This window comes from Leptolyngbya sp. FACHB-321, assembly GCF_014695975.1.
Taxonomy (GTDB): domain Bacteria; phylum Cyanobacteriota; class Cyanobacteriia; order Leptolyngbyales; family Leptolyngbyaceae; genus Stenomitos.
On record NZ_JACJPI010000064.1, the window covers coordinates 243239 to 268212 of the forward strand.

The 24974-nt window shown below is 49.4% G+C and carries 24 protein-coding genes and 2 tRNA genes; 17 read left to right on the forward strand and 9 right to left on the reverse strand.

All coding sequences use genetic code 11. The features are described 5' to 3' along the window. The first annotated feature begins 83 nt into the window (after window positions 1-83). Window positions 84-2468 carry an FHA domain-containing protein gene (locus tag H6F76_RS16660; protein ID WP_190509919.1) on the forward strand — a complete coding sequence of 795 codons (2385 nt, stop codon included), beginning with the start codon at window positions 84-86 and terminating at the stop codon, window positions 2466-2468. Window positions 2469-2584: 116 nt separating this feature from the next. Further along, the gene (gene aat / locus H6F76_RS16665) at window positions 2585-3175 is read left to right on the forward strand and encodes a leucyl/phenylalanyl-tRNA--protein transferase (protein ID WP_190509921.1); all 591 of its coding nucleotides are present in this window, start codon (window positions 2585-2587) and stop codon (window positions 3173-3175) included. Between the two features lie 75 nt (window positions 3176-3250). On the opposite strand, the gene H6F76_RS16670 is transcribed toward aat, so the two are convergent. Then, a complete protein-coding gene (locus H6F76_RS16670) occupies window positions 3251-3946 on the reverse strand; it encodes an alpha/beta fold hydrolase (protein ID WP_190509923.1) in 696 nt (231 codons plus the stop codon). A gap of 308 nt (window positions 3947-4254) precedes the next feature. Between H6F76_RS16670 and H6F76_RS16675 the strand changes: the two genes are divergently transcribed. From H6F76_RS16675 to psbA, 6 genes are all read left to right on the forward strand, one after another. Then, window positions 4255-5334 carry a hypothetical protein gene (locus tag H6F76_RS16675; protein WP_190509925.1) on the forward strand — a complete coding sequence of 360 codons (1080 nt, stop codon included), beginning with the start codon at window positions 4255-4257 and terminating at the stop codon, window positions 5332-5334. 137 nt (window positions 5335-5471) lie between these two features. Then, window positions 5472-6530, forward strand: a complete 1059-nt coding sequence (locus H6F76_RS16680) for a PfkB family carbohydrate kinase (protein ID WP_190509927.1) — start codon at window positions 5472-5474, stop codon at window positions 6528-6530. A 202-nt stretch (window positions 6531-6732) separates the two neighbouring features. After that, window positions 6733-7002, forward strand: a complete 270-nt coding sequence (locus H6F76_RS16685; RefSeq protein WP_190509929.1) for a hypothetical protein — start codon at window positions 6733-6735, stop codon at window positions 7000-7002. Between the two features lie 113 nt (window positions 7003-7115). Beyond that, on the forward strand, window positions 7116-7607 hold the full coding sequence (locus H6F76_RS16690; protein WP_190509931.1) for a GNAT family N-acetyltransferase: 492 nt from the start codon (window positions 7116-7118) through the stop codon (window positions 7605-7607). 130 nt (window positions 7608-7737) lie between these two features. After that, a complete protein-coding gene (locus H6F76_RS16695) occupies window positions 7738-7944 on the forward strand; it encodes a glycogen debranching protein (RefSeq protein WP_190449521.1) in 207 nt (68 codons plus the stop codon). 584 nt (window positions 7945-8528) lie between these two features. Next, complete coding sequence (psbA, locus tag H6F76_RS16700) at window positions 8529-9611, forward strand: photosystem II q(b) protein (protein WP_190449522.1); 1083 nt, start codon at window positions 8529-8531, stop codon at window positions 9609-9611. Window positions 9612-9683: 72 nt separating this feature from the next. On the opposite strand, the gene H6F76_RS16705 is transcribed toward psbA, so the two are convergent. After that, window positions 9684-10484, reverse strand: a complete 801-nt coding sequence (locus H6F76_RS16705; protein ID WP_190509933.1) for a hypothetical protein — start codon at window positions 10482-10484, stop codon at window positions 9684-9686. A gap of 180 nt (window positions 10485-10664) precedes the next feature. On the opposite strand from H6F76_RS16705, the gene aroC reads away from it, so the two are divergent. The 4 genes from aroC to H6F76_RS16725 all read left to right on the forward strand — a co-directional run bounded on the left by aroC (window position 10665) and on the right by H6F76_RS16725 (window position 15851). Then, window positions 10665-11753, forward strand: coding sequence for a chorismate synthase (gene aroC / locus H6F76_RS16710; RefSeq protein WP_190509935.1), 1089 nt, complete (start codon window positions 10665-10667; stop codon window positions 11751-11753). A gap of 65 nt (window positions 11754-11818) precedes the next feature. Next, complete coding sequence (locus tag H6F76_RS16715; protein WP_190509937.1) at window positions 11819-12133, forward strand: hypothetical protein; 315 nt, start codon at window positions 11819-11821, stop codon at window positions 12131-12133. Further along, a complete protein-coding gene (locus H6F76_RS16720; RefSeq protein ID WP_242036699.1) occupies window positions 12130-13902 on the forward strand; it encodes an ATP-binding protein in 1773 nt (590 codons plus the stop codon). The genes H6F76_RS16715 and H6F76_RS16720 overlap by 4 nt, the downstream gene beginning before the upstream one ends. Window positions 13903-14021: 119 nt before the next feature. Continuing rightward, window positions 14022-15851 (forward strand): PAS domain-containing protein, encoded by a 1830-nt coding sequence (locus H6F76_RS16725; RefSeq protein ID WP_190509939.1) that lies wholly within the window; start codon window positions 14022-14024, stop codon window positions 15849-15851. A gap of 77 nt (window positions 15852-15928) precedes the next feature. On the opposite strand, the gene H6F76_RS16730 is transcribed toward H6F76_RS16725, so the two are convergent. Next, window positions 15929-17419 (reverse strand): MBOAT family protein, encoded by a 1491-nt coding sequence (locus H6F76_RS16730; protein ID WP_190509941.1) that lies wholly within the window; start codon window positions 17417-17419, stop codon window positions 15929-15931. Window positions 17420-17501: 82 nt separating this feature from the next. On the opposite strand from H6F76_RS16730, the gene H6F76_RS31080 reads away from it, so the two are divergent. The 4 genes from H6F76_RS31080 to H6F76_RS16745 all read left to right on the forward strand — a co-directional run bounded on the left by H6F76_RS31080 (window position 17502) and on the right by H6F76_RS16745 (window position 18617). After that, the gene (locus tag H6F76_RS31080; protein ID WP_277881238.1) at window positions 17502-17627 is read left to right on the forward strand and encodes a hypothetical protein; all 126 of its coding nucleotides are present in this window, start codon (window positions 17502-17504) and stop codon (window positions 17625-17627) included. Between the two features lie 69 nt (window positions 17628-17696). Beyond that, window positions 17697-17778, forward strand: a tRNA-Tyr gene (locus tag H6F76_RS16735). Between the two features lie 96 nt (window positions 17779-17874). Then, window positions 17875-17946 (forward strand) — tRNA-Thr (locus tag H6F76_RS16740). A 320-nt stretch (window positions 17947-18266) separates the two neighbouring features. Beyond that, window positions 18267-18617 carry a hypothetical protein gene (locus H6F76_RS16745; RefSeq protein ID WP_190509943.1) on the forward strand — a complete coding sequence of 117 codons (351 nt, stop codon included), beginning with the start codon at window positions 18267-18269 and terminating at the stop codon, window positions 18615-18617. Window positions 18618-19146: 529 nt separating this feature from the next. Here the strand turns inward: H6F76_RS16745 and H6F76_RS16750 are convergent. From H6F76_RS16750 to H6F76_RS16760, 3 genes are all read right to left on the reverse strand, one after another. Continuing rightward, window positions 19147-19470, reverse strand: a complete 324-nt coding sequence (locus H6F76_RS16750; RefSeq protein ID WP_190509945.1) for a hypothetical protein — start codon at window positions 19468-19470, stop codon at window positions 19147-19149. Window positions 19471-19670: 200 nt separating this feature from the next. Beyond that, the gene (locus tag H6F76_RS16755) at window positions 19671-19904 is read right to left on the reverse strand and encodes a hypothetical protein (RefSeq protein WP_190449529.1); all 234 of its coding nucleotides are present in this window, start codon (window positions 19902-19904) and stop codon (window positions 19671-19673) included. A 196-nt stretch (window positions 19905-20100) separates the two neighbouring features. After that, window positions 20101-20736 carry a L,D-transpeptidase gene (locus tag H6F76_RS16760; RefSeq protein WP_199322151.1) on the reverse strand — a complete coding sequence of 212 codons (636 nt, stop codon included), beginning with the start codon at window positions 20734-20736 and terminating at the stop codon, window positions 20101-20103. Between the two features lie 182 nt (window positions 20737-20918). On the opposite strand from H6F76_RS16760, the gene purB reads away from it, so the two are divergent. Next, window positions 20919-22214 (forward strand): adenylosuccinate lyase, encoded by a 1296-nt coding sequence (purB, locus tag H6F76_RS16765; protein WP_190509947.1) that lies wholly within the window; start codon window positions 20919-20921, stop codon window positions 22212-22214. Window positions 22215-22356: 142 nt separating this feature from the next. Here purB and H6F76_RS16770 read toward each other — a convergent pair whose 3' ends face one another. From H6F76_RS16770 to H6F76_RS16780, 3 genes are all read right to left on the reverse strand, one after another. Continuing rightward, window positions 22357-23724, reverse strand: coding sequence for a 50S ribosome-binding GTPase (locus H6F76_RS16770; RefSeq protein ID WP_190509969.1), 1368 nt, complete (start codon window positions 23722-23724; stop codon window positions 22357-22359). A 62-nt stretch (window positions 23725-23786) separates the two neighbouring features. Beyond that, window positions 23787-24125, reverse strand: coding sequence for a DUF2973 domain-containing protein (locus tag H6F76_RS16775; RefSeq protein WP_190449532.1), 339 nt, complete (start codon window positions 24123-24125; stop codon window positions 23787-23789). A 187-nt stretch (window positions 24126-24312) separates the two neighbouring features. After that, window positions 24313-24666: a DUF2605 domain-containing protein gene (locus H6F76_RS16780; RefSeq protein WP_190509970.1), complete on the reverse strand. Its 354-nt coding sequence runs from the start codon at window positions 24664-24666 to the stop codon at window positions 24313-24315. Window positions 24667-24974 lie beyond the last annotated feature (308 nt).

The window sequence follows — 24974 nt, forward strand, 5'->3', positions numbered from 1 at the left end:
AAATAGTGGGGACACTATCTCTGCTGAGGTTGTATGGGTATCCTGAACATCGGGAGACTGCTTGACCTTTCAACTCATGCCTCATGCGAACCAGCGAAAAGACGGTTCTAACGCAACCTTACCTGGAGCTAACTAACCAGGGCACAACGGTTCAACGTTTTCTGACGCAGGAACAGCACCTTCTAGGACGAGATGCCCAACGCGCCGATCTGGTTCTTCCTGGCGACTGGCAGATGATTTCTGGCTGTCATGCACTGTTGCGGCGATCGGGCGAAGATTACTGCCTTTATGATGGCGATGGTCAAAAACCGAGCACAAACGGCATTTTTCTGAACCGGACTCGGATTACGCCCTCAAAAGGTTATTTACTCAAGCATGGGGCAGAACTGCGGATTGGGCAGAATCCTCACAATCAGGTGACGCTGATTTACCGCAATCCCTTGGGTGCGGAAGTAGCGGAGATGCCAGAGACGCGATCGCTCTCGCTAAAGAACCGAACGGTTTCTCTAGGGCGCGATCCCCAGGCAACATTGGAACTGGATGCGCCGATTGTCTCTCGCCGTCATGCCACGATCGAACCAGACGGGCAGCGCTACATTCTGCGAGATCACAGCGCCAATGGTGTGTTTGTTGACGGAACGCGGGTTAACGGTAGTCTTGTATTGCCTGCGGATTGCACGATCCAAATTGGTCCGTTTACCCTGGTTTGTCGAGATGACGTGCTGAAAGTTGTCGATCGCGGCAACCAGATTCGTTTAGATGCGTGGGAATTAGTGCGGGAGGTGCCAGGGAAGCGAAAGGAACACCGTCGCCTTTTGGATGACGTGTCGCTGGCGATCGAGCCTGGACAGTTTGTGGCACTGGTGGGCGGCAGTGGTGCTGGCAAATCAACCTTAATGCGGACGCTGTTGGGGATTGATTCGACTGACAAAGGGGTTGTTTATCTGAATGGCACCAACTTGCGTCGTAACTTCGGGATGTACCGCGCCCAAATTGGCTACGTTCCCCAAGATGACATCGTGCATCGCGAATTGACCGTTGGGGAGGTGCTAACCTATGCCGCAAAGCTGCGCCTGCCTGCTGATACTGACATCGCCGCCATTGTTGAAAAAACGCTTGATCAGATTGAAATGAGCGATCGATCTGATGTGTTGGTTAGCAAACTCAGCGGTGGTCAGCGGAAACGAGTCAGTATTGGTGTGGAGCTACTTGCCGATCCCAGACTGTTTTTTCTGGATGAACCGACATCAGGGCTTGATCCCGGACTGGACAAAAAAATGATGCAGCTTTTGCGGAAGCTGGCAGATGAGGGGCGCACCGTTATTCTGGTAACTCATGCGACAGCAAACATTAAGCTATGCGATCGCCTTGCTTTTGTCGGACGGGGCGGACGGCTTTGCTATTTTGGTCCACCGCTTAAGGCGCTAGCGTTCTTCCAAACCGGATCGGATGACTTTGCCGACATCTACAACGAACTGGAAAAAGGCGAGACGATCGTGCGCCAATGGGCAGAACGCTTCCGCCACTCTGATGATTATTGGCAGTACGTTACCGGACACCTTACCCCTGGTAATGGCAACAAGCCACGAGCGATCCCAACACCTAGCAAAGGTACGTCCTTTCTGGCTCAACTCTGGCTGCTGACGCAGCGCTACTTTCAACTGGTTCGTCGCGATCCCGTGAACCTGCTGCTGTCGTTGCTTACAGCACCGATCGGCATTAGCCTGATCAGGCTGGCAGTCGGAGACAAAAGTCCCCTCGTCCTTGCAGAAACGCCTGATCCTACACTGGCTCCACTGGCACTGCGCGTTCTCTTTGTGTTTACCTGTGCGGCTCTCTGGGTGGGGCTTTCTAGTTCCCTTCAAGAGATTATCAAAGAGTCAGCCATCTACCTGCGAGAGCGACTGGTCAATCTTGGTTTATTTGCGTATCTAGGGTCAAAAGTCGTCATTCTCACCAGTCTAGCGCTGCTGCAAACGCTGCTGATTGTATGGGTTATTTTGCTCGGTTTTGCTGATCCTGCTCCTACCATCCTTACCTGGGAACTAGGTGTTGGCGTGACGACCTTTCTCACTCTGCTTGCCTGCATGAGCATGGGGCTAATGGTTTCGGCGATCGTCCGTAATGCCAGCCAGGCAAATAGTGCCCTTCCCCTCTTGCTGCTGCCTCAAATCATCTTCTCTGGTGTCCTCTTCCGCATGGATAGCTTGACCAGCAAACTATCCTGGCTAATGCTGAGCCGTTGGTCGGTTGGTGCCTACGGTACGGTCGTGAATATTAACGCGATGGTGCCAGAACCAACGAAACTTCCAGATGGCAGTACAATTCCGCTTCCTTTTGAGCCGACAGCCGTTTATGATCCCTCCTGGCGCAACTTGATGCTGAATTGGGGGATGCTTTGCCTCCATGCAGTGGTGTATCTGGTCGTCACGTTCTGGGTACAAAAGCGAAAGGATATTTTTAAGTAGCTAGGCTGCTCTTCAGCTCATTCGGTACTTTGACTGCTTGAAGAAGTCAGGAATTTAACTCGCTTTTATAATGAAATGCTGGTGCCCAATGTCTGACGAAGTGAGGTGTTGAACGCTTGAGTGAAAGCCGCTTTGATGTTGCCTCCATTATCCAGGGATATGCCCAGGGCTATTTCCTCATGGCGGATAATACAGGGGATTCGCTGGGCTGGTATTCCAGTCGAGAACGGACGTTGATTCCCCTAGATGAGCGGTTTCGCTATCCCCGATCGCTCCAGCGAGTCCTTAATCAAGAGCGTTTCACCGTAGCAGTGAACCGAGACTTTGAGGCGGTGATTGAGGGATGCGCCGATCGCGAAACGACCTGGATTTCGGCAGAACTGAAAGACATTTACCGATCGCTGCACGCAGCAGGATGGGCACACAGTTTCGAAACCTGGCAGGGCGATGAACTGGCAGGCGGCATTCTAGGGTTGGCGATCGGCGGTGCTTTCATTGGCGAGTCGATGTTTTTTCGCATTCCTGATGGCTCAAAGGTCGCAATGGTGAAGCTGGTAGAAAGATTGCGCGAGCGACAGTTCGTTCTCTTTGATGCCCAAATGATGAACCCCCATCTGGAACGGTTTGGTGCCTATATTATCGGCAGCAGGCAATATAACACCTTGCTGAAGCAGGCACTTAAGCGGCAATGTTCGTTGGAGGATTGACCTTGAGTCTCTAAACACCCTCTGCAAACGCCAGGGTATTTTTAGTTGCTTTTGCCTTCTGCCTTCTGCCTTTTTCTACGCCAAGTACGGTGTCCAGCGCTCCAACAAACCCGGCGATCCATACCAAACCCGATTGCCTCTAGGAGAATGCATCGCGCCGTCAAGAATCAGATTTTCGGCACCATTTAAGTGGGCAGCCTCGATCGGTGTGATGCCATCGCCCCATGTGTTGCCCTGTCCGCACGTCAATTTATAGCTGCTAAAAGCCAACCAGCTTCGCCAGCGATCCCCGTAGATCGCTTTTCCCGCAACGCAGACGTAGCGTACATCTGAGTAAAACGCGCCAGGGTAGCTCAGGTTAACAAAATCGAGATTTTTGCGCGTCCAGCGTTCCAAACTAGTGTGCGGCGTACCGAGTGTAACGAGTGTTGCTACCCGATCACGGGCAGACCAGGCACAATCATCCACATCATTAGGATGAACACAGTATGGTTTTTCGCCCAAATAGATGCGTGACAACCACCCACCAGCTGAATGCCCCACCAGCGTCACTTTAGGCACGTCATACTGCTGAAGCACCTGTTTCACCGTGGTATCCAGCACCCGCAGAATGGGAGATACTGACCGACCGCCGATCGTGGGCACCCAGTCTTGCCAGCGCAAGGGCACTGTAACCGCTGGAAAGCCTAACGTTTGGAGCGTCTTTTCTAAAACACGGTATTCCAACGCGCCCGCAAGATAGCCTGGCAAAATAACGATCGGTAGAGGCATGGGCAAGAAGAGTAAAGATTGGCAGCTTTCCTAAAATTTAAAGCGTTTTTGCTGACAATAGGAATTAGCAACGAGGGCGATCGCTTTTTCCAGATCAGCCCAGTACGGCTTGTAAAGTTAGGATGGCGGGTATTGGGTGTACTTCCTTTCAGACAAAAAACGCTATAACTCCTTAGTCCTTATCTCCTTATACAGTTTCCAAACTGGCAACAAAACGCGATTAGTCCAACCGCGAGCGCTAAGATTTGAAGCAGGGCGTTTCTTCTCGATCGCGTGCTTCCATTGCCCCATGACCGAGCGTATCTGCTATGTCTAATTCCTTATCACCCAAAAGGCGACCCCAGATTAACCAGGAAACCCTGGAGCGGGTGCTAGAGAAATTGCGCCAACCAGCTTCGCTGTCTGTCTTAGCCTCTCTTGTGGCACATGGCGTGCTAGGGGCATCGTTACCAAGTCTGTTGGCTAGCCAGCCGGAGGAGCTAGATACACAGCGAAGAGTGCAGGTTTTGGAACTGTCCCCTGCTGAGCAAAGGCAGCTGCCGACGCTCGATGCTGCTACGCCACTTCCCCCATCACTTCTGCCTGCTAAACCCTTGCAGCCAAACCAGCCAGCACCAAAGCTGCCTGATCCTAAGGTGTATAACGAGCCATCGCTTTACACCCTCCCGCCTTATCCGCCACCAACCTTCTCTTTCCCGGTGCCGCCTTCTATTTTTGATATTCCTGCTTCGTCAGCAAAGAAGCCGCTAAGCCCCTCGACTCCTCAGCCGCTTGCTCCCAAACCGCCTCCTGACTTAGCGCCGCCTCTGGCATCAAAGCCCCCTGCTGAATCCAAGCCAGCGGATGCAGATGCTAAAGATTCTGACCAGCCGACTGCTACTCCAAGTGCGCCAACCCGTGCAGAGAAGCTTTCGCCAGAACAAATTGCTGCACTTCAGGCAGATGCAGCCCGATCGCGTCAGTCCGATCCTTCATACACCTTCAATGGTCCAGAAACCGAAGAAAAAGCGGCAGGAGTCTTTAACGATAATGTGACTGCTTTCATAGACAGGGCGGCGAAGGTAACGGCTGGCAATGTTGATGACAGCCGCTTTTACAAAACGCCTGAGAGGGTGACTGATCTCTTTCCAAAGGATGCCTGTCCGTCGGTGAGAGGGGTGCGTAATGCTTCCTTTAGCGCGATTGTGAAACCCGATGGCACCCTCGCAGAACCGCCCGTTGTGCTGCTTACATCAGGCTACAAAGGCTTAGATACGGCTGCGATCGAAGACATTACCACCACCACGAAAAATAAAAAATTTAGTGATGGTGATAAGTTCCAGCTCATTCGCTTCGACTACACCTTTGACCCCAAAACGGTTTGTCCTAAGTCTGCTGATCCTGCTTAAGCGTTTGGTTCGCAGCAATTTGTACAAAACACATTGTTTATTAGAGTTGCGTGTGTGATTACCCGAATGCGCTACTCTGACTGAGATAAAGTTGTTTGCGTACTCTTTGCGGACTTGTGGGTCACGTGCGATCGTCTATGGTTCTTGATGCGTCTTTTGCAGCCCAGCTTGCAGCGTCTGCTGAACGGCTGTTTTACTTGATCGATCGCTTTCAGACAGCGAAGATTTTAGTCGTCGGCGATTTGACGTTGGATGAGTTTCTTACGGGGCAGGTGGAGCGGCTGTCTCGCGAAGCGCCTGTGCTTATCATTCGCCATGAAACGACCCGACAGGTGCCGGGTGGTGGCGCAAATGCGGTCTATAACTTTGCGAAACTAGGCGCACATGTAAAAGCTGTGGGGCTGCTAGGTGTTGATGACCAGGGGAAAGCACTACGCAGCATTTTTGAAGGCGCAGGTATTGATACGCAAGGAGTTCTGCTGGACAGCGATCGCCCCACTGTGACCAAAACGCGGATTTCGGGTCATGCTCGCCAGTCAGTAACGCAGCAGATTGTGCGGGTCGATCGTAAGTCGGATGATTTGCCCGATGAATTGCTCCAGCTTCAGCTTGCCGACTACATCCAGCAGCACGTTGGCACCGTTGATGCGGTTGTCTGCTCCGATTATGGCGATGGCACCTTAACGCCACCGGTCATTCAAGCAGCGCTGACCCATTCGCTCAGTGTTGTTGACGCTCAGATCGGACTCGATCGCTACACAGGCGCAACGGTTTTCACACCCAATCTGCCTGAAGCCGAGCAAGCTGTTGGTTATTCGCTCGTTAGTTCATCAGGTAATCCGGCTGACCTAACGCAACTTCAGCAAGGTGGACACGCCCTCTTGCAGCTGACTCAGGCAAAGCAAATGCTCATCACTCGTGGCGAAGAGGGAATGAGCTTATTTGATCGCGACGGCACTCAGCACCATATTCCTGCCTTTAATCGTACGGATGTTTTTGATGTAACAGGCGCAGGCGATACCGTTGTCGCTGCCTTCACGCTGGGGCTGATCGCAGGAGCAACCTCATGGGAAGCAACCGTTTTAGGCAACCTGGCAGCCAGCATTGTCGTCCGGCAGTTTGGCACCACACCCACAACGCCAACCGAGATGAAAGCCTCGCTTCAGGCGCTTTTGGATGAGTTTCAGCATGAGTAAGGAGTGATGAGGCAAGGGGCTTAGCTATCAGGCGCTAGGAGTCAGAAGTCAGAAGTTGGAACTTAAAAGACTGCTTCTGCTCCCCCTGCTTCTCTGCTCCCCTCCCTTACCTCAATAAAAGATCAGAACAGTTGGAATTAAGTAGTACAAATATACTGTTCTACGTGTAGAATACTCTCAGCAGAACGTTGAGGAACTCTCTATGCAACCAGCGCTTAAATTCTCGCTCGAAATGGTTGATGGCGAAAAACTGGGTAAGCTTGCTGTGCCCTATGTTCAGGTCGCTCGATGGCTAAATTTCTTGACCTCTCCCCACTACGGTGCACAGATTATTTTCGCCGAGCAGGGCAGAGAGGGAGTCACCATTTATTTCGATGCGTGTGACGGTATGTATAGCTACTTGAGCGATCGCCTTAATCCCGATCGCGCGCCACACCAAGCTGAATCCATCCCGCTCGCGCTGGCTAGCTAAGGTTCTAGCAAGCTTTTCTGACGGTTGGTATCTTTCAAAGCTATTGTTTTTTGTAGGAATGTTATTGCAATATCCCTACAGCTCTGTTCTACTGATACCTACCGTTAGCCCCTATGCCTGAACCAATCCAGCTCCGCGCGGCAACTGCTAGCGATGTGCCGACTATCTTTGCTTTAATTCAGGCATTGGCAGAGTATGAAAAACTTTCTCATGCAGTTACAGGCACGCCGGAAGCATTAAAGGAGCATTTGTTTGGTTCACGTCCCTATGCTGAAGTGGTTTTGGCTGAAACCGCAGGTAACGTTGCTGGACTGGCGCTCTTTTTTTACAACTATTCGACGTTTTTAACAAAACCAGGGCTTTATCTGGAGGATTTGTTTGTTTTGCCAGAGTATCGGCAACGGGGCATCGGCAAGGCATTGCTGATATATTTAGCGCAACGGGCGATCGCAGAAGGCTGTGGGCGGCTGGAATGGAGTGTGCTCGATTGGAATGCACCCGCGATCGCCTTTTACGAGCAGATGGGCGCTACTGTTTTACCTGATTGGCGCATCTGTCGCGTTACAGGAGATGCATTGACGCTGATGGCGGGTAAAACATCGTGAGACGATAGCGGTGAAGCTTGTAGACTGGGAAGTAAGAGTAATTGAGAACGGAGACGAAGAGCGATCGACACTAATCGCTTTGTCTCCGTCTCTAACCAAAACCCTCTAAACACTTCAGGAGCGTGCGATCGTGTCTATTTGGGTAAACGAACAGATTGATCCATCCGGTATCCTCTACTCGTGCATTGCGTGTTGCGATGAAGACCACGCGCAGGACTGCCACCAATCGTTTCAAAACAATTTGACCGCTGAACAAGTGGCAGCAGGCTGGATTGCCCGCCTACGTACCGTCAATTCGTGGGACGAAGTGCCTGCCAATGCGTTGAAGTTGGACTAATCGAGTTGGACTAGCTGAACGATCTTCTTGTAGTCCAAGAAGCCAACTCCACTGAACCGTATGGTGTCTCCAAGTCGGGGAACAATTCTCACGGCATGACGGTTTTTGATGATGGTCTTTGCCTAGAATCCAACAGTTGCCCCGTTCTCTATTGAGTCTTTGAACACTTTTGTCAGTTTAAAGTGAAGAAAAATCACTAATAGTTGCAATTACGTTAAAAAGCCCGTTGCCAAAGTAATTGTGACAAAAGGTAGCACTTTTTCTTGGATGCTTATTTCATCGTGATTGTGACTTTGAAGGTCAATTGCTTGCGTCTGCGATCGCTTCGTAAAACTTAAAAATCAATCTTCGTAGACTTCGCTGAATAGCAACGAATCAAGCTCTTAAACTAGTCTATTAAAGGGCTTTGAGCGATAGGAAGAGATTGCAATCGAGTTGATAAATCTTCACAGGCAACGCTGGAATAATAAAAACGGATCTCAATACTATGAGAGTAGGTAAGCAATACCAGCATTTGGTAAAGATTGCCAAACACTTATTTTTTGGCTACGGATTTCCTGTAGTTTCTAGCACTTATTACTACTATGACAACAACCATTCAAAGGCGCGAAAGCGAAAGCGCATGGGATCGGTTTTGTAACTGGGTCACTAGCACTGATAACCGTCTGTATGTAGGCTGGTTTGGAGTGTTGATGATCCCTACCCTGCTGTCAGCAACTATCTGCTTTATCATTGCTTTCATTGCTGCTCCCCCTGTAGATATTGACGGCATTCGTGAGCCTGTGGCTGGCTCTTTGCTGTATGGCAACAACATTATCTCCGGCGCGGTTGTGCCTTCCTCCAATGCGATCGGTCTTCATATGTACCCCATTTGGGAAGCCGCTTCTCTAGATGAGTGGCTCTACAACGGTGGTCCTTATCAGCTCATTGTTTTCCACTTTTTGATCGGCATCTTCGCTTACATGGGTCGCCAGTGGGAACTCTCCTACCGCCTCGGTATGCGTCCCTGGATCTGCGTCGCTTACTCTGCACCTCTAGCGGCAGCTACGTCCGTACTGCTTATCTATCCGATCGGTCAAGGCTCCTTCTCTGACGGGATGCCCCTCGGCATTTCTGGCACCTTTAACTTCATGTTCGTGTTCCAGGCAGAGCACAACATTCTGATGCACCCCTTCCATATGTTGGGTGTGGCAGGTGTTTTCGGTGGTAGCTTGTTCTCCGCTATGCACGGTTCGCTGGTTACGTCCTCTTTGGTGCGAGAAACCAGCGAAAACGAGTCAGCAAATAGCGGCTACAAGTTTGGTCAAGAAGAAGAAACCTACAACATCGTGGCAGCACATGGCTACTTCGGTCGTTTGATCTTTCAATACGCCAGCTTTAACAACTCACGCTCACTGCACTTCTTCTTGGGTGCGTGGCCCGTAGTTGGTATTTGGTTGACGGCTCTGGGCATTAGCACAATGGCGTTTAACCTGAATGGATTCAACTTCAACCAATCAGTGTTGGATTCTCAAGGTCGTGTGGTTAATACCTGGGCGGACATCTTGAACCGCGCCAACCTGGGTATGGAAGTGATGCACGAACGCAATGCTCACAACTTCCCGCTTGACCTGGCAGCAGGCGACGCAATTCTCGTTTCAATGCAGGCTCCTGCGATCGACGGCTAATTACACCAGTCTCTTGCTCAAAAAAAGCGCTTCCCTAACATTAGGAGAGCGCTTTTTTAGTAATTGAAACTTTTATGAAAACCATCCAGAAAGACGTGCTATGAAGGTTTTTGCAGTCAAAGTGATACCAACTGCTGACCACAACCAGTTTTCCTTTATTAACTCAACTGCGACTCGTGGTGTTGAACCATATTGGCTGAACCAAGTAGCATCTGTTTGCAATGTTTGATAGCAGGCGCAACTAAAGACATTTGCAATTATATCAACCTTTCTTAGGGTAGATTGATGCAATTTAATATAAGCTCTGTTACTGAAAGCTTCGGCTTCTTCCTTACCAGTTAGAGAATCTCTTTTATTAATGCTATTTTTATCTACTAAAGCTTCTAATCTTGGATGTCCGATATATTCACGACCGTATATAGCAACTAGAGCACGAGCTAAATCAAATTTCTTACTTTCAAAGATCGAAAAAGGGTTGCCGTTAAGAACGCTATAGCGATGCTCAATTGCAGCAAAACCATAATTGATATCACGCATATTCCAATGCACCCATGAGGATTGTTGGTGTGAGCGTACGAAATCAAAAAACTCATCTAACGTTTCTTTCTCAAGCTCATCATAGTTAGCATCAATTTGATTAAAAGGAACGTTCTTTTGTTCGGCGATTTTATGAATAGAAAATGACTCTGTTTGTCCAGAAGCTAAATTTCTTACAGCAATAGATGTGATTCGGGGTGTTCGACCATCAGTCCTTTCATAAAAACTCTCGCAGGAGTAATGGATAACCAAAGTTGTCTCAGCACTGTCCATCAGTGAATTAATCTTAGCTCGTGCTTGTTTACAGTCTTTCAACCGACGAAGTGCCTCACCCATGAAATCTCCAGAAAAAGCTTAAGCAATGTGAATACTCTAACTAAGAATTTACTAAGCGTGATTGAGTTGCTTCAAGACCATCTAAGAGACTTGAAGTGATGGTGGAGCGCTGCTTTTTAAGCAATAATTTGCTGCGTTTTCCGCTACGATCGCGATCTTACAATCTCTCCAACATTCACTATGGGCAACACCTTCGGTCATCTCTTTCGCATTACCACCTTCGGCGAATCGCATGGCGGTGGCGTTGGTGTCGTCATTGATGGTTGTCCGCCTAGGCTAGAAATCTCGGTTGAGGAAATCCAGGCAGAGTTGAACCGCCGTAGACCGGGGCAAAGCAAGATTACAACGCCGCGCAATGAAGCGGATACCTGCGAAATTCTCTCTGGCATGGTTGATGGTAAAACGACGGGCACCCCGATCGCCATCCTCGTTCGTAACAAAGACCAGCGATCACAAGACTATGACGAAATGGCGGTCAAGTACCGTCCCTCTCATGCCGATGCAACCTATGACGAGAAGTATGGCATTCGTAACTGGCAGGGTGGGGGTCGCTCATCTGCACGGGAGACCATTGGGCGAGTCGCAGCTGGCGCGATCGCTAAAAAGATTCTTCAGCAAGTGGGAGGGGTAGAAATCATCGGTTACGTCAAGCGAATCAAAGATCTGGAAGGTGCCGTTGATGCCGAAACCGTGACTTTGGAGCAGGTGGAGAGCAACATCGTCCGTTGTCCTGATCAAGACGCTGCCGATCGCATGATTGATTTGATTGAACAGATGCGGAAAGAAGGGGATTCGATCGGTGGTGTCGTGGAATGTGTTGCCCGTCATGTCCCCAAAAGTCTGGGAATGCCCGTTTTCGACAAGCTCGAAGCTGATCTAGCAAAGGGCATCATGTCTCTCCCAGCGACTAAAGGCTTTGAAATTGGCTCTGGCTTTGCAGGCACATTGCTAACAGGCAGTGAGCATAACGACGCATTTTACACAGACGATCGCGGCACCATTCGCACTGTTACAAATCGATCGGGCGGTGTACAAGGGGGCATCTCCAACGGCGAAAATATTCTCATTCGCGTTGCTTTCAAGCCCACTGCTACCATTCGCAAAGAGCAACGCACCGTAACGAATGCAGGCGAAGAAGTGACATTAGCAGCCAAAGGTCGCCACGATCCCTGTGTATTGCCCCGTGCTGTGCCGATGGTTGAAGCAATGATGGCGCTCGTACTATGTGATCACCTCCTACGCCAGCAAGGGCAGTGTGGCGTGCTGTGATCTTTGACCAGTGGATGGGCACTTTGAAGAAGGAATTGCATCCACGAAGTCTCAGGAAAAAGGCTATGAAGCAGGTCAAGACTCGCTGGCTAGGCTCTCTAACCAGACGAGTCAGCTCCAGCCTATACGGTTGGCGATCGTTCAGTGGCTTAAGCTTCATCGCCCTGATCATTAGTCTTGGTCTCAACGCTTGTGCCGTCGGGCAGCCAAAATTGCAATCGCTGAAGGTTGGCATTCAGTCGCAGGGCAGGCTAAAACAGTCGATCGCCCAACTGGCTCAACTGTTGCAAGACGATCCACGCGCTGGTCACGCGCCCCGTAAAGACATTGAAATCAACTCCAGACCAATCACTGCTGCAATTGAGGCTTGGAAAGCTTGAACCAACTCTTGCAATTACGGAAGCAAAGTCTTTCAAAGCAACTCTTGCTTGGCTTTGGGCTTTCCCTCCTAACAGTCGGCTTTGCAACCCTGTGGGTAAACTACCGTCTCATCCAGGAAGACTTAGCTCAACAGGTAAAACAACGCGCTCAAACAATTACGCAATCGCTAGAGTTTTCCACTGAGGGGTTGCTGGCGATCGAAAATCGCCATATTCTGCGGCAGGTCGTGCAAAATTACGCCACCCTGCCTGCCGTCATTGAGATTGTCATTGTGAACCCAAGTGGCAAGATTTTGGCACATAGTTCTCAGGACTCAGAGCACTCCTCTCATGGAGTCGCAGACAGCTTTTACACCATCGAGCACCCAGAGCTAGCTCCCTCTATTGAGCAAGCGGCACTGAAAGGTACGGAAGTTAGTCAAGCAATGACTCTACATGGCAAACCTGTGCTGGTGCAGGTCTTGCCTTTTAACAGCGTACTCTTTGGTACTTCAGGGCAGCGTGGGCTGGCGATCGCGATCGTTGACCTGCAAGAGATGCAAGCCGACTCAAAACGTTTCTTCTACTCCTCTACTCTGGTTTTGCTAGTCGGCACGATCGGCATTCTGTGTCTCATTGGTGTTCTCATTCATCGAACGGTCTTACTTCCACTGAGGGTACTGAACGATGCCGTCAGGGACAGCAAACAATCGGGCGCTTTTACAATGCCCCGCATCACGCTTGCTAGCGAAATCCGGTTTCTAGCCATGACCTTTGACACAGTAATTCGAGAATTAGCTACCCATAACCAGCTCAAGTCTGAGATTGCTCAACGCGAGCAGGTTGAAGCAGAATTGCGGGAGAGCGAAGCAGGCGAACGGCAGAAGTCCCAGGCGCTCGAACAAACGCTTCAAGAACTGCGTCAAGCCCAAACGCAACTGGTGCAAAGCGAGAAGATGTCTAGCCTGGGTCAGCTTGTAGCGGGTGTAGCGCATGAAATTAACAATCCAGTCAACTTCATTCACGGCAATATCCATCATGCAAGTCAGTACACACAAGATTTACTCGACTTGTTGGAGCTTTATCAAGAGCATGATCCAGCGCCTACCGCAGCCATTGAAACAACCATTGAAGACATTGACCTGGACTTTCTGCGGAGCGATTTGCCCAAGCTGCTCGTCTCTATGAAAGTAGGGGCAGACCGCATTCGCGAAATTGTGCAATCGCTGCGATCGTTCTCACGGCTAGACGAAGCCGAAGTGAAAGATGTGGACGTTCATGATGGCATTGATAGTACGCTGATGATTCTCCACAGTCGGCTGAAGTCAAGAGCTGATCATCCTGCTATTCAGATAGTGAAAGAGTATGGCAACCTGCCCAAGATCGAATGCTACGCGGGGCAGCTCAACCAGGTATTTATGAATATCTTGAGCAACGCGATCGACGCGATGGATGACTATAACCAGCAACGTTCACCTGCTGATTGTGTTGCGGAGCCGAGCACCATTACGATTCGTACCAAGCAACGGGGCGATCGTGTCGTCATTCAGATTGCTGACAATGGTCCGGGGATGTCCGAGCAAGTGCAAAAGCGGCTCTTTGACCCCTTCTTCACCACTAAAGCCGTTGGTCAAGGCACGGGCATGGGGATGTCCATCAGCCATCAAGTGATTACCGAACGGCATAAGGGTACGCTTCAGTGCAGTTCTCAGCCTGGGCAAGGCGCAACCTTTGTCATTGAAATTCCAATTCGGCAGACACCTACAGGTAATACAGGCTTGCTGGTCTAGAGTCGCAACCATCCAAACAGCGCGAGCTTACCATGCTGCGTTAACACATCCTTTGTTCAGGGCATGATGAAGACGGTAGTTAAAGCCGCTTTTGTCCTCATAGGGAGTGTTTGACGCGCATGCAGTCCACCGAACTGAGCTTGGATTCAAACAATGAGGAAACTGATCAAGCCACACTACTGCGATCGTTTGCCGAGCATAGCCCGATCGCGATCGCCATGTTCGATCGCACGATGCACTACCTGTTAGCAAGTCGTCGTTGGTGTGAAGACTACGGCTTTGGCGATCGCGACGTTATTGGGCAATCTCACTACGACCTTTCTCCCGACCTGCCACCGCATTGGAAAGGTATTCATCAGCGGTGCCTAGCGGGTGCGATCGAACGCTCTGAGGAAGAAGCCGTAACCGACGTTGATGGCAATACCATCTGGCTCAAGTGGGAAGTCCGCCCCTGGTATGGCTCTATGGGCACGATCGGTGGCATTATCATTTTTGCTGAGTTGATTACAGAGCAAAAGCAACACGCTTTAGCGTTACAAGAAGCCAATGTCCAACTAGAGGCTAAAATCACAGCCCGCAATGCTGAACTAGAGCAGACCATTGAGCAATTGCAGCAAGAAATCTCGGAACGTCATGCTGCCTTGAACGAGCGCAAACATGTTGAGGCAAAACTGCAAGAACAAGAGCAATTTCTACGTAGCATTTATGACGGCGTAAACTGCTCTATTTTTGTCGTCGATCGACTGGAAAATGGTGAATATCGATACGCCAGCCACAACCATGTGGAAGCAAAGCTCATGGGTCGTTTAAGTGCCGAGGTGGAGGGCAAAACGCCAGCCGAGGTGTTTGGTGCAACAGAAGGTGCAGCGATCTGTCAATTTCTAGACCACTGCGTTGCTACCAAGACAGCCCTGACGACAGAAGAAAATTTGACGTTTGATGGCAAATATACCTGGCTGATGACTACCTTTAACCCATTATTTAATCAGGAAGGGCATGTTCATCGTCTTGTTGGCACCAGTTTTAACATTACTGATCGTAAACAGGCAGAAACACAGCTTAAGCAACAAGCAACGGACTTAGAGCACGCTATGCAAGAACTCTGCCGAACGCAGACGCAAATGGTGCAGAACGAGAAGATGTCGAGTTTGGGGCAACTGGTCGCTGGGGTGGCACACGAAATTAATAACCCCGTTAACTTCATTTACGGCAACTTAACTCATGCGAATGACTATACCCAGGATTTGCTTAGACTGCTCTCACTCTACGAGGAGCATTACCCTAATCCAGTAGACGCAATTAAAGCTGCGGTCGAGGCGATCGACCTGGAGTTTTTGATGGCAGATCTTCCCAAACTCCTAGTTTCCATGAAAGTGGGTGCCGATCGCATTCAAAAGATTGTTGCATCATTGCGATCGTTCTCGCGGTTGGATGAAGCTGAAGTGAAAGATGTTGATATTCACGAAGGCATCGACAGCACGCTCATGATTCTCCACAATCGGCTGAAGTCTAAGTCAGACTGTCCCGCCATTGAGATCGTGAAGGAGTATGGCACGTTGCCGAAGATTGAGTGTTATGCAGGACAACTCAATCAGGTGTTTATGAATATTTTGAGTAATGCGATCGATGCGTTGGATGAGCAGAATCAGCACCGCTCCCTGGCAGCATTCGCAGAGCATCCCAGCACCATTACTATCCAGACAAAGGTAACTGGCAAAACTGTGGTGATTCAAATGACTGATAACGGACCTGGCATTCCCAAAGCGGTTCAGAAACGCCTATTCGATCCCTTCTTTACTACCAAAGCTGTAGGCAAAGGTACGGGCATGGGTATGTCTATCAGCTATCAGGTTATTACCGAACGCCATAAAGGCAGTTTGAAATGCCGTTCGTTGCCCGGACAGGGTGCCTCTTTCATCATTGAAATCCCCATTCAGCAAACGTGCTAAGTTGTCAAGCATGGCTCAACTAAGGATGTTTTTCGGTCTGCCCCATCCTCCTCCTGTCATTGCAAGAGCTACTGATTTTAGAAATCGAAGTAAATGTAAGGTAAGGAATCTTTGGGCGCTAAAACCCAGACCGCAAACAAGCAGAGCGGCACGAGCATCAGCTTGATATGCCAGTTTAGCTGTAGTTTAAACGCGCGATCGCACAGATACGCAGCCCCCATTGCAATGCCCAAGCCCCAAAGCAGCAGCACGATTTGAAACGGTGCGAGACCGAGCGCTTCCAGGTACACTTTTTGGGCAAACTGCGCGTCAGCAGTATGTCCCCACAGACGCTGCACCACCAACCAGGACTCTTTCAAGTCTGGCAACCGAAAGAAAATCCAGGTGCTAAACACCATACTTTGCGTCAGGAACCACGCCAGCACAACGCCTGGTAAGCTTTGCCAAGCGCTTTTAAGCCAGGGCTGCCGCTGTGACAACGCTTCAGTCAGCCGATGAACGACAAGCGCGACCCCATGCAGCAAACCCCAGACAACAAAGCCCCAGGTGGCTCCGTGCCAGATACCCGCGATCGCCATAACAATGACCAAATTCAAGCAGGTACGCAACAAGCCTTGCCGTGAGCCGCCGAGCGGAAAGTAAAGGTAATTGCGTAACCAGTCGCCCAATGTCATGTGCCAGCGTCGCCAGAAGTCTGCAATGCTAGTGCTGAAATAGGGAAAGTCAAAATTTTGTGGCAGGTCAAACCCCAACAGCACAGCACTTCCTCGTGCCATATCAACATAGCCGCTAAAGTCTAGATAAAGCTGTAGTCCATACGTAACAGTTGCTAACCACAGATCGCCGCTGCCCGCCCGTTGCAGGTTTTGAAAACTGAGATCAACTAAAACACCAAGATTATCTGCTAATAACCCTTTTTTTACTGCGCCGCAGGCAATTAGCCATACGCCTTCAACCAGGCGATCGACCGTTGGAAACGTCTGCGTTTCGACTTGCGCTGCCAGCGAATGATAGCGAGTAATGGGACCACTAATCAGCTTGGCAAAAAAAAGTTTGTAGGCAGAAAACTTGAGAAATTGTTGCGCTGCTGGTGCCCCACGATAAACATCTACCAGATAAGCAATGCACTCGAAACAAAAAAAGCTTAGTCCCAATGGCACAATCAGGTTCGATCGCGTCCAGTTCGCGCTGTTTTGTAGGTCTGGGTTGCCCAGCACAGCCCCAATCGTTGAAAGCAAAAAGGGTATGTACTTAAACCCGACCAGCAGCAAGACATTGACCCCAATCCCCAGCCACAAGAGCCTCAGTCGTCTCCGATTCCAATCTTGTTGGGCAAACTGCCAGTCATTGTTACGCCAGTCAGGGGGAAGGTCGATCGCCTGCCCTAGCTGAAACGTCACCCATGTACCCGCCACTAGCAACGGCAGATACTGCACTTGAAAAGATGAATAGAAGACAATGCTAGCTGCCAGCAGCGCCCACATACGAAGCCATTGCTGCTGAACCGACCAGTAAATGCCGATTACGCTTAACAGAAACAGTCCGTAGGCGATAGAGATAAAAGTCATGCGGTGACAAGGAGTGACGACAGGTTTGGCTTGCAGACAGCCGATTCAGCTTGCAGACAAGCAGTGACCCAGAGAAGTGCAGATGGCGTTGATTATAGTGAAGGTTGAGACATTCGCACAGATTCTTGCAGCAGTTGTGCGATCGAAACACACGATGGCTTTTAACGTAAAGGGCGATCGTGACTTGCAGCACTACTTTTTAATTTAGGATCAAAATCTACTAACGATGATTTTGGTGCATCTCGTTGTGCTAGTATCTATTTTCGTGGACTGAAATGGGTCGATGCCCGAGTGGTTAATGGGGGCGGACTGTAAATCCGCTGGCTACGCCTACGCTGGTTCAAATCCAGCTCGGCCCATCCACGATAATGTTGTAAGCAGTGAGTTTTAAGCTTCGAGTTAATCTAACTGGATTCTTTACTTAAAGCTAAAGCTCAAAGTTTATAACAATGTTTGCCCGTGTGGCTCAGTGGTAGAGCACACCCTTGGTAAGGGTGAGGTCACGAGTTCAATCCTCGTCACGGGCTCTGTTTGTAAGAGGCGTTCAGCTTCTAAGAATAATTTTATTGGCATAAACCTGACACAGAGTTTATGTTAAATCGTAGTGTCAGGACGATCAAGTTGTTCCACGCTGTCTTTAAATCAGTCTGGATGTCGCCAGAAGATTGCAGCCTATGGACAGCGCTCGTCGTCAAACGATCGTTATCAGACACCAGAAGGGAAAGTCTAGCTAAGGGTATAGCTCTAGCAAAGGGCTACACTACTGACGTACTCGCTCAAGATAGAGGGTCTAGAGAAGCATATACGGCATCATTGAAGTTGAAGAGCATTACCAGAGGCTAGAGTCATGAATAGAGTAATTGCTGTCCTCAGTGCCGTTGTTGTAGTTGGTGGCTTAAGTTCTGCTGCAAACGCACAATCTCGTCCCGTCAATGGTGCTGCTGCACTTAGCGGTCTGCAAAGTCAGGCGATTCAGATCAGTGCTACTCCTGCACAAGCGCCCTTGCTAAACCCTTACGAAAAGAGCACGATCGGCGTTTCTGGTTCCTCTGACAACCAAGTTGTTTATGAGCGACTAAACAACGATACATTTTTGGTTATAAGCCCTGTAAAAGACGACAGAGAGCTTTTGGATAACGTGAATGCAGGCGATACAGGTAACAATCGCGTTCAAGTTCTCTTTCAACCAACGCTTTAGCCAGTCGTGCAGTTACCGTTTAAAACTAGACGCTAGCTTGAAAGGACAGCTCGCCCCCTGCCCTTATTTTTGTTTGGGTAATTGAAAGGATGTTAGGGGTAGGGAGCGATCGTCACGCTTGAGTGAATGAGGCGTGTCTTGGATGAGCGATCGTACTTAAGTCCGTCTTAAATCTGTCATAAGAGTGGGGTCAAACTCTGGTGGTGAGACGAGAGAAGGCAATGAGACGAAAGAAACTGTTGCAGTTAGTTTTGCCACTAGCGGCTTCAGTTTGCCCTCACCAGACCACAGCGCTAAGTGTTTGAGGGTTATAGATACAGTATGACAAGAAGCCTCTTTAAAGTGAGAAAGCCCGGTGCCAGCGACCGGGCGTTGTAAACCTTACTCAGGAGTTCATCAATGGCGAATGCTGCTGGCTTAGCTTAGCGTGCCCATACAGTTAGGCAGATAAACATAGTTAAACAAAACCCCGATCGTTAAACCGGGGTAAAGCATCAGTTTTTAACTTTTTTGACTGCTTTAGCGCTTATTAATCAGCATTGGTTACCTTCTCAAGTGCTTTCTTAGCACCTTCTAGTAAGCCTCCTTGTTCTTGCTTATGAGCTTTTTGATCTTGGTCGTACGCTTCATCAAGAGCCTGCGGATTGTTAACGGCATCTTTAGCCTCTTTTACGACTTGCTCATAAGCCTGTTCTGGCGTTTGATCTTTCTTGCTACTGTTGCTCATGCGTTCTTGAGCTACTGTTGCATAGCTAGGTTGCACGGCAACGAAAAATGCGCCTGACAAACTGATTAAACTTACTAAACCAATAACTAATAAATTCTTGCCTAAAAAGGAAATGATGCGTTGCATGATAAGCTCTCCCGTATCTTTTGTTAAGTTTTACTTTGCTGAGATCGAAAAAATCTCAAGTGCATCTTAGGGGTTTGCTGAGTACTACGCCTTCTACCTCTAGACGCATTAGATTTCTTTGCTAATAGCTGGTTGCAAAGATGTTTCGAAATAGTTGCAAGTTTTAAAGTCAAGCTTGCGCCCTAAAACTTTTTGATTGCTTAATAGGGCGCGCCGCAGCGTGCCTGTAAATCTGCTTCAGGTAACCCAAAGCTTTGCTGTCGGCAGAGCAAAACTTGGGCAGTGCGTTGCTGAGCATAAATACGATGGGTAAACCAACCGATAGGTGTACCGGCAATCGTACCCAGCACCAGCCCAATGATCAGACTGGAAAACAGATTTTTTCGGGTAATCTGCCGTTCTGTAGGTCGATGAGTAACAGGAGTTTCTTGCATTGGAGGAACCAGATGAACTGAATCTATGGTCTTGCATCTATTGAAGAAAAGAACGGAGCGTATAGCCTCCTTCTAGCTATAGACATTTGTAACGAGAATTCAAGAGAAGTTCAGTCAAAATTGCAAGCTTTCACACCATGAAGCACCTGTTAACTGCCTTTTGGAGGAAATCAGACATATACTGCGCCAACGGGGCTTACGGTAGCACTTTAACTGGAGTGCCTAAACTAACGTGTGAAAAGAGGTCTCTCAAGTCGCTGTCGTACATATGAATACAGCCGTGGGAGGCAGCTTTGCCTACACTGCTAGCATCTAAAGTGCCGTGAAAGCCAATCCAGTTCTTGCCATTTGTCCAGAAGCCAATCCAATAACCGCGCAGTGGGTTTCTAGGGTCATTAGCAGTGATGCGCTCATCAGTGAAGGGATTGATCCAGGTAGGGTTGCGCTTCTTTTGCATCACGCGAAAGTTGCCTAGCGGTGTTTTCCACCCTTCCCGTCCTGTCCCGATCGGATAGCGTTTGATTGGGGTGTTGCCCTGATAAAGCACAGCCTGACGTTGATTAAGGTGAATTTCGAGGTGCGTAACCTTTGCGTTTAAGCGGGCTGCGTGCAGCATCGGATTATGAATACCTATCTGGTTGCTGCTTGCACTTAAAGGTAAGGCGGCGATCGACCAACTTGATAGCAAGCCTGTACAACAAGCGATCGTCGCGATCTGTCTAGCTTGTTTTGTTAACGCACTGAACTTAGCTTGACGATACATCGTACATTGCTCCAGATTGAAGTGCTGCAACCGTTCATCTAAAGGAAACGGGCTGATGAGAAGCAGCATACGTCTACAATATGCCTCTTTCTGTGCCAATCTCTACACTAAGATAGATGACCATTCATAAATATTTAATCAAGTTCCCGAGCGAGAGTCCATAACGTGCTGGAATTCAGCAATTCTTCATCTCCACTCATCCATCAAAGGACAGTTGTACAATAGAGCCGTTGTGCTGTGCGACACGAACCTTGATTGAGCGTTATACTCTGCCCGAAATGGGCAACTTGTGGACAGATACCTACAAGCTGAAGACCTGGCTGCAAGTCGAAATTGCCGTGTGCGAAGCGCAGGCAGAACTTGGTTATATTCCAACGGATGCGGTGGCAGATATTAAGGCAAAGGCAAACTTTGACCCAAAGCGAGTACTGGAAATTGAGGCGGAAGTACGCCACGACATGATCGCTTTCCTCACGAATGTCAACGAGTACGTGGGCGATGCGGGACGTTATATTCACCTTGGCTTAACCAGTTCTGATGTGCTGGATACAGCTTTAGCGCTCCAGCTTGTCGCTAGTCTAGATGTCTTGATGGCACAGCTAGAATCGCTCGTTCAGGCAATTCGCTATCAGGCTCAGCAGCACCGCCATACCGTAATGATTGGTCGATCGCACGGCATTCATGCAGAACCGATCACCTTTGGCTTTAAGCTTGCTGGCTGGTTAGCGGAAGTTTTACGTCATCGCGATCGCCTTTGCCGTCAACAGCGCAGCATTGCGGTTGGCAAAATTTCTGGTGCAGTGGGAACCTATGCTAACATTGACCCGCAAGTAGAGGCGATCGCCTGTCAGCATCTTGGGTTAGAGCCTGATACGGCTTCAACGCAGGTAATTTCACGCGATCGACATGCTGAGTTTGTGCAAACACTGGCGCTCTTAGCAGCGTCGATCGAGCGCTTTGCTGTCGAAATCCGTAACCTTCAGCGCACCGATGTACTGGAGGTTGAAGAGTATTTTGCCAAAGGGCAGAAAGGCTCCTCTGCAATGCCCCATAAGCGAAATCCTATCCGCTCTGAACGCCTAACAGGGATGGCGCGAGTCGTTCGCAACCACGCAGGGACTGCCCTAGAAAACGTGGCGCTTTGGCATGAACGCGATATTTCCCATAGTGCAGCGGAGCGGGTAATTCTACCGGATGCCTGCATTTTGACTCACTTTATGCTTGTTGAGGCGACCGATTTGGTCAAAAACCTGCTGGTCTACCCCGAAAACATGACGCGTAACCTGAACCTTTATGGTGGCGTTGTCTTTAGTCAACGGGTGCTGCTGACGCTGGTCGAGAAAGGCATGAGCCGAGAAGATGCGTATGTTGTAGTACAAGCCTGCGCTCATCAAGCCTGGAATAAACCCGATGGCGATTTTCGCCATCTGATTAGCCAGGATGCTCGTGTTGCCAAGCACCTTTCTGCCGAAGAGGTCGAAGCGTGTTTCGATCCGCAGCACCACTTAAAGCACCTTGATCCTATCTATCAACGTTTAGGTATTTAGCGGTCAGCTTTGGTCTGCTAGTTGGTATAAGGAGACTTCTCACCATGCAAAGACAGCGTTCAGGCATAAACTGCAACGCGTAGGGCAGGCACTGGCTACTCCACAGACAAGCTGATAGCGATCGGCTGTCAGCCGATCGCTATCAGCTTGTCTGCTTGAAGCGCTCTTTTGCCGTAGCAAAGGATGCGTTCATTACCTGTTGAATTCGTTTGGGGTCAGGTTTTTTGCCGCCCATTAAGTCGCCAAAGTAAACGCAGGCAGCTTCACCCAGTGCCCAGGTATAAGCGGCTGCCCACGATGCTGCAATCACGCTGCCGAAGCCAGGGATGAATTTGATTAGTTCGCGCCCGATCGCCTGTGCCAAAAAACCACCGCCGATCGCGCTGACGACTCCGCCTGCCTGCGATGGCGACAGTGTTTGCCCATACAGTTGTCCTAACAACCCTACTAACGAACCCTGTAACGCAGTCAAAACGGGCATCGTTGCAAAGGGTAACGGCACAGCGGCAAGGGTTGCCGCCATAATCGCAAAGGGCAGAATGTAGCGGCGACCTGCGTCTCTGTAAAGGTTGCCAAGCTGCTGTCCGGCTGTATCGTCTAGAAGCTGATGGATGGCGCGAGCTTCTGCCTCTGGCAATAAATCGGCTAAAGCATTGACCAATGCCTCCACACCATAAAACGTTGGCGTAAACTCGTCTTCCTCCAATGTAAAGTCAATCATGACTGCGCTATCAAACAACCCCTTGAACGATTCTTGTACAGCCGCAAATGCTCGGTTCACCGCCTCTACATCGGGGGGATAAGCGGGATGATCAGTGCGATCGGCTGGGTAGAGTTCGTGAAGGGACGTAACAGCTAGTAAGCAAGGCACATCTGGATGCTGCTTACGGATCGTGCTAGCAATCTGATGTAGCGTATCAGTCGCAAAATCATTGATTTTGACGGTAAGAATCAGGACTCTGGCACGACGGTTTTCGTTAGGCTGAAGTTCGCTGATAAGCTCCTGCGCGATCGCTCCTGTCTCCCGAGAAACATCGCCCAAACCAACCGTATCGGTAAAAATGAGCAATGGTAGATCGCTTGTAGGGTAGCTATAGCGCTGCGTGTTCTGGGTATGCGGTCGAAAGCCTTGCCCAACAATAGCGGCAGAAACTCCAGTTAACCCTCGCACAAGCGAGCTTTTGCCTGCCTGTGGCTTGCCTACTAGCAGTGCCTCAGTGGTAGGCAACTGTCCCCGCACCTGCTCCAAAATCTCGGCAATCTCGGCTTCACTAACACTAAACCAGGACATTAAAGTGTCTGTAACCCACTGTACAGGTACAAGGCGCTTCCATCCTTTTAGGGAGCTTAGAATGTCATACCAAAGAGCCGCTGATGTCTCCACTACTGAGGTAGAAACGATAGCGGCATCCTTCGGCTTTTTGGTTACATCTGAAGGTTGCACTTCAGGTAATTCAGAGTTCGGCTTTTCGGTTACGTCTGAAGGCTGCACTTCAGGTAGTTCAGACATGGGCTACCTAGTATTGAGCGACTGCACTTCTATAGTAATCAGGATTGGCGCTCTAGGCTCAGTTAAGCATCATCACGCAGATCACTTGAGCCAAACGAACTAGCACCCGGAGACGATTCATAAATTGCGTCCAACTGCTCACGTGCATCTTCCATGCTCATCGACCGCATGACCAGCAGTGGCTCGTTAATCACTTTGCCAGCGTCGTCTAAAAACTCTGGATGAGGGACTGCTTGTAGACGCGATCGTCCTGCTACTTGAGGTTCACCCATCGTCCAACCTTTTGGCGCTGGGGGACGCTGAGATTCCATACCCAGCGTCATCATGTTCCGAATCAGATTGCCAACCGCAAAAAAGGCAAGCGTAGTAAAGGCAATGACATAGAGCAAATGTAATAGCATAGGTTTTTCCTCAAAAGCCGCAGTCTCAGTTGGAGCCGCAATAGTGTGTTTTTATGAATGCTTACAAAGATAGGTGTTTCAAAGTCGCTTGAAGTGATTGGACTAAATCGAGTCATCAACAAAATTAGAAAGTGATGATTATCACTCCTCAATCATGCTACGCGACTACCCTAATTTTATTCAAATGCTACAGTCCGTTACAGTCTTTTTCGTCTGATTGTTGTGCACCTGCTTCCTGCATCCGTCGGCGCACTGCGACTTGCCAGCATTCTGCTACTAGATCATGCCAGGGTTTCATGACTGACAGCTCAATCCCCACCTGACCACCTGTTGCCCTAAAGAGCATCTGCGCCGTAGAGACCTCCTGCTGCGCCACTACAATCCGCTTTAGCAAAGAGTCTCGTTGCTCAGTACCTAAAAAGGGAAGTGCTTCCGTTTCTAACAAAAGCCGCGATCGCTGGAACCAATACTGAAAATCTTCAAGGAGTGGCTCCAAGATGGAGCGAAGCAGGTCTGCATTCGGTGAAGGGGAATCAAACATTAGTAAAGCTGACTGGTTATGTCCATATTTTCATTTTAGCGCTTTCTCAGGTTCGTAAACCTTCTTTACATAGATTTAAGTAACGCAAAGTCGTTTGCGCTAAGGGGGTCAAGAAGATTCAGTAAGATAGAGACTACGGTCTTTGCGGTAAATGCTTTAACCGTAGGTGGAATGCGCTGCGTCAAACTTTAGATTGGAATCATCTGGCATTTAGATTGATCTGATGTCAGGGTTTGATGATAACTCGCTGCGATCGTGCGCTCTCCTCTGTTTGCCCTCTATTGTCTGTTGTATCGATGCCATCTCCT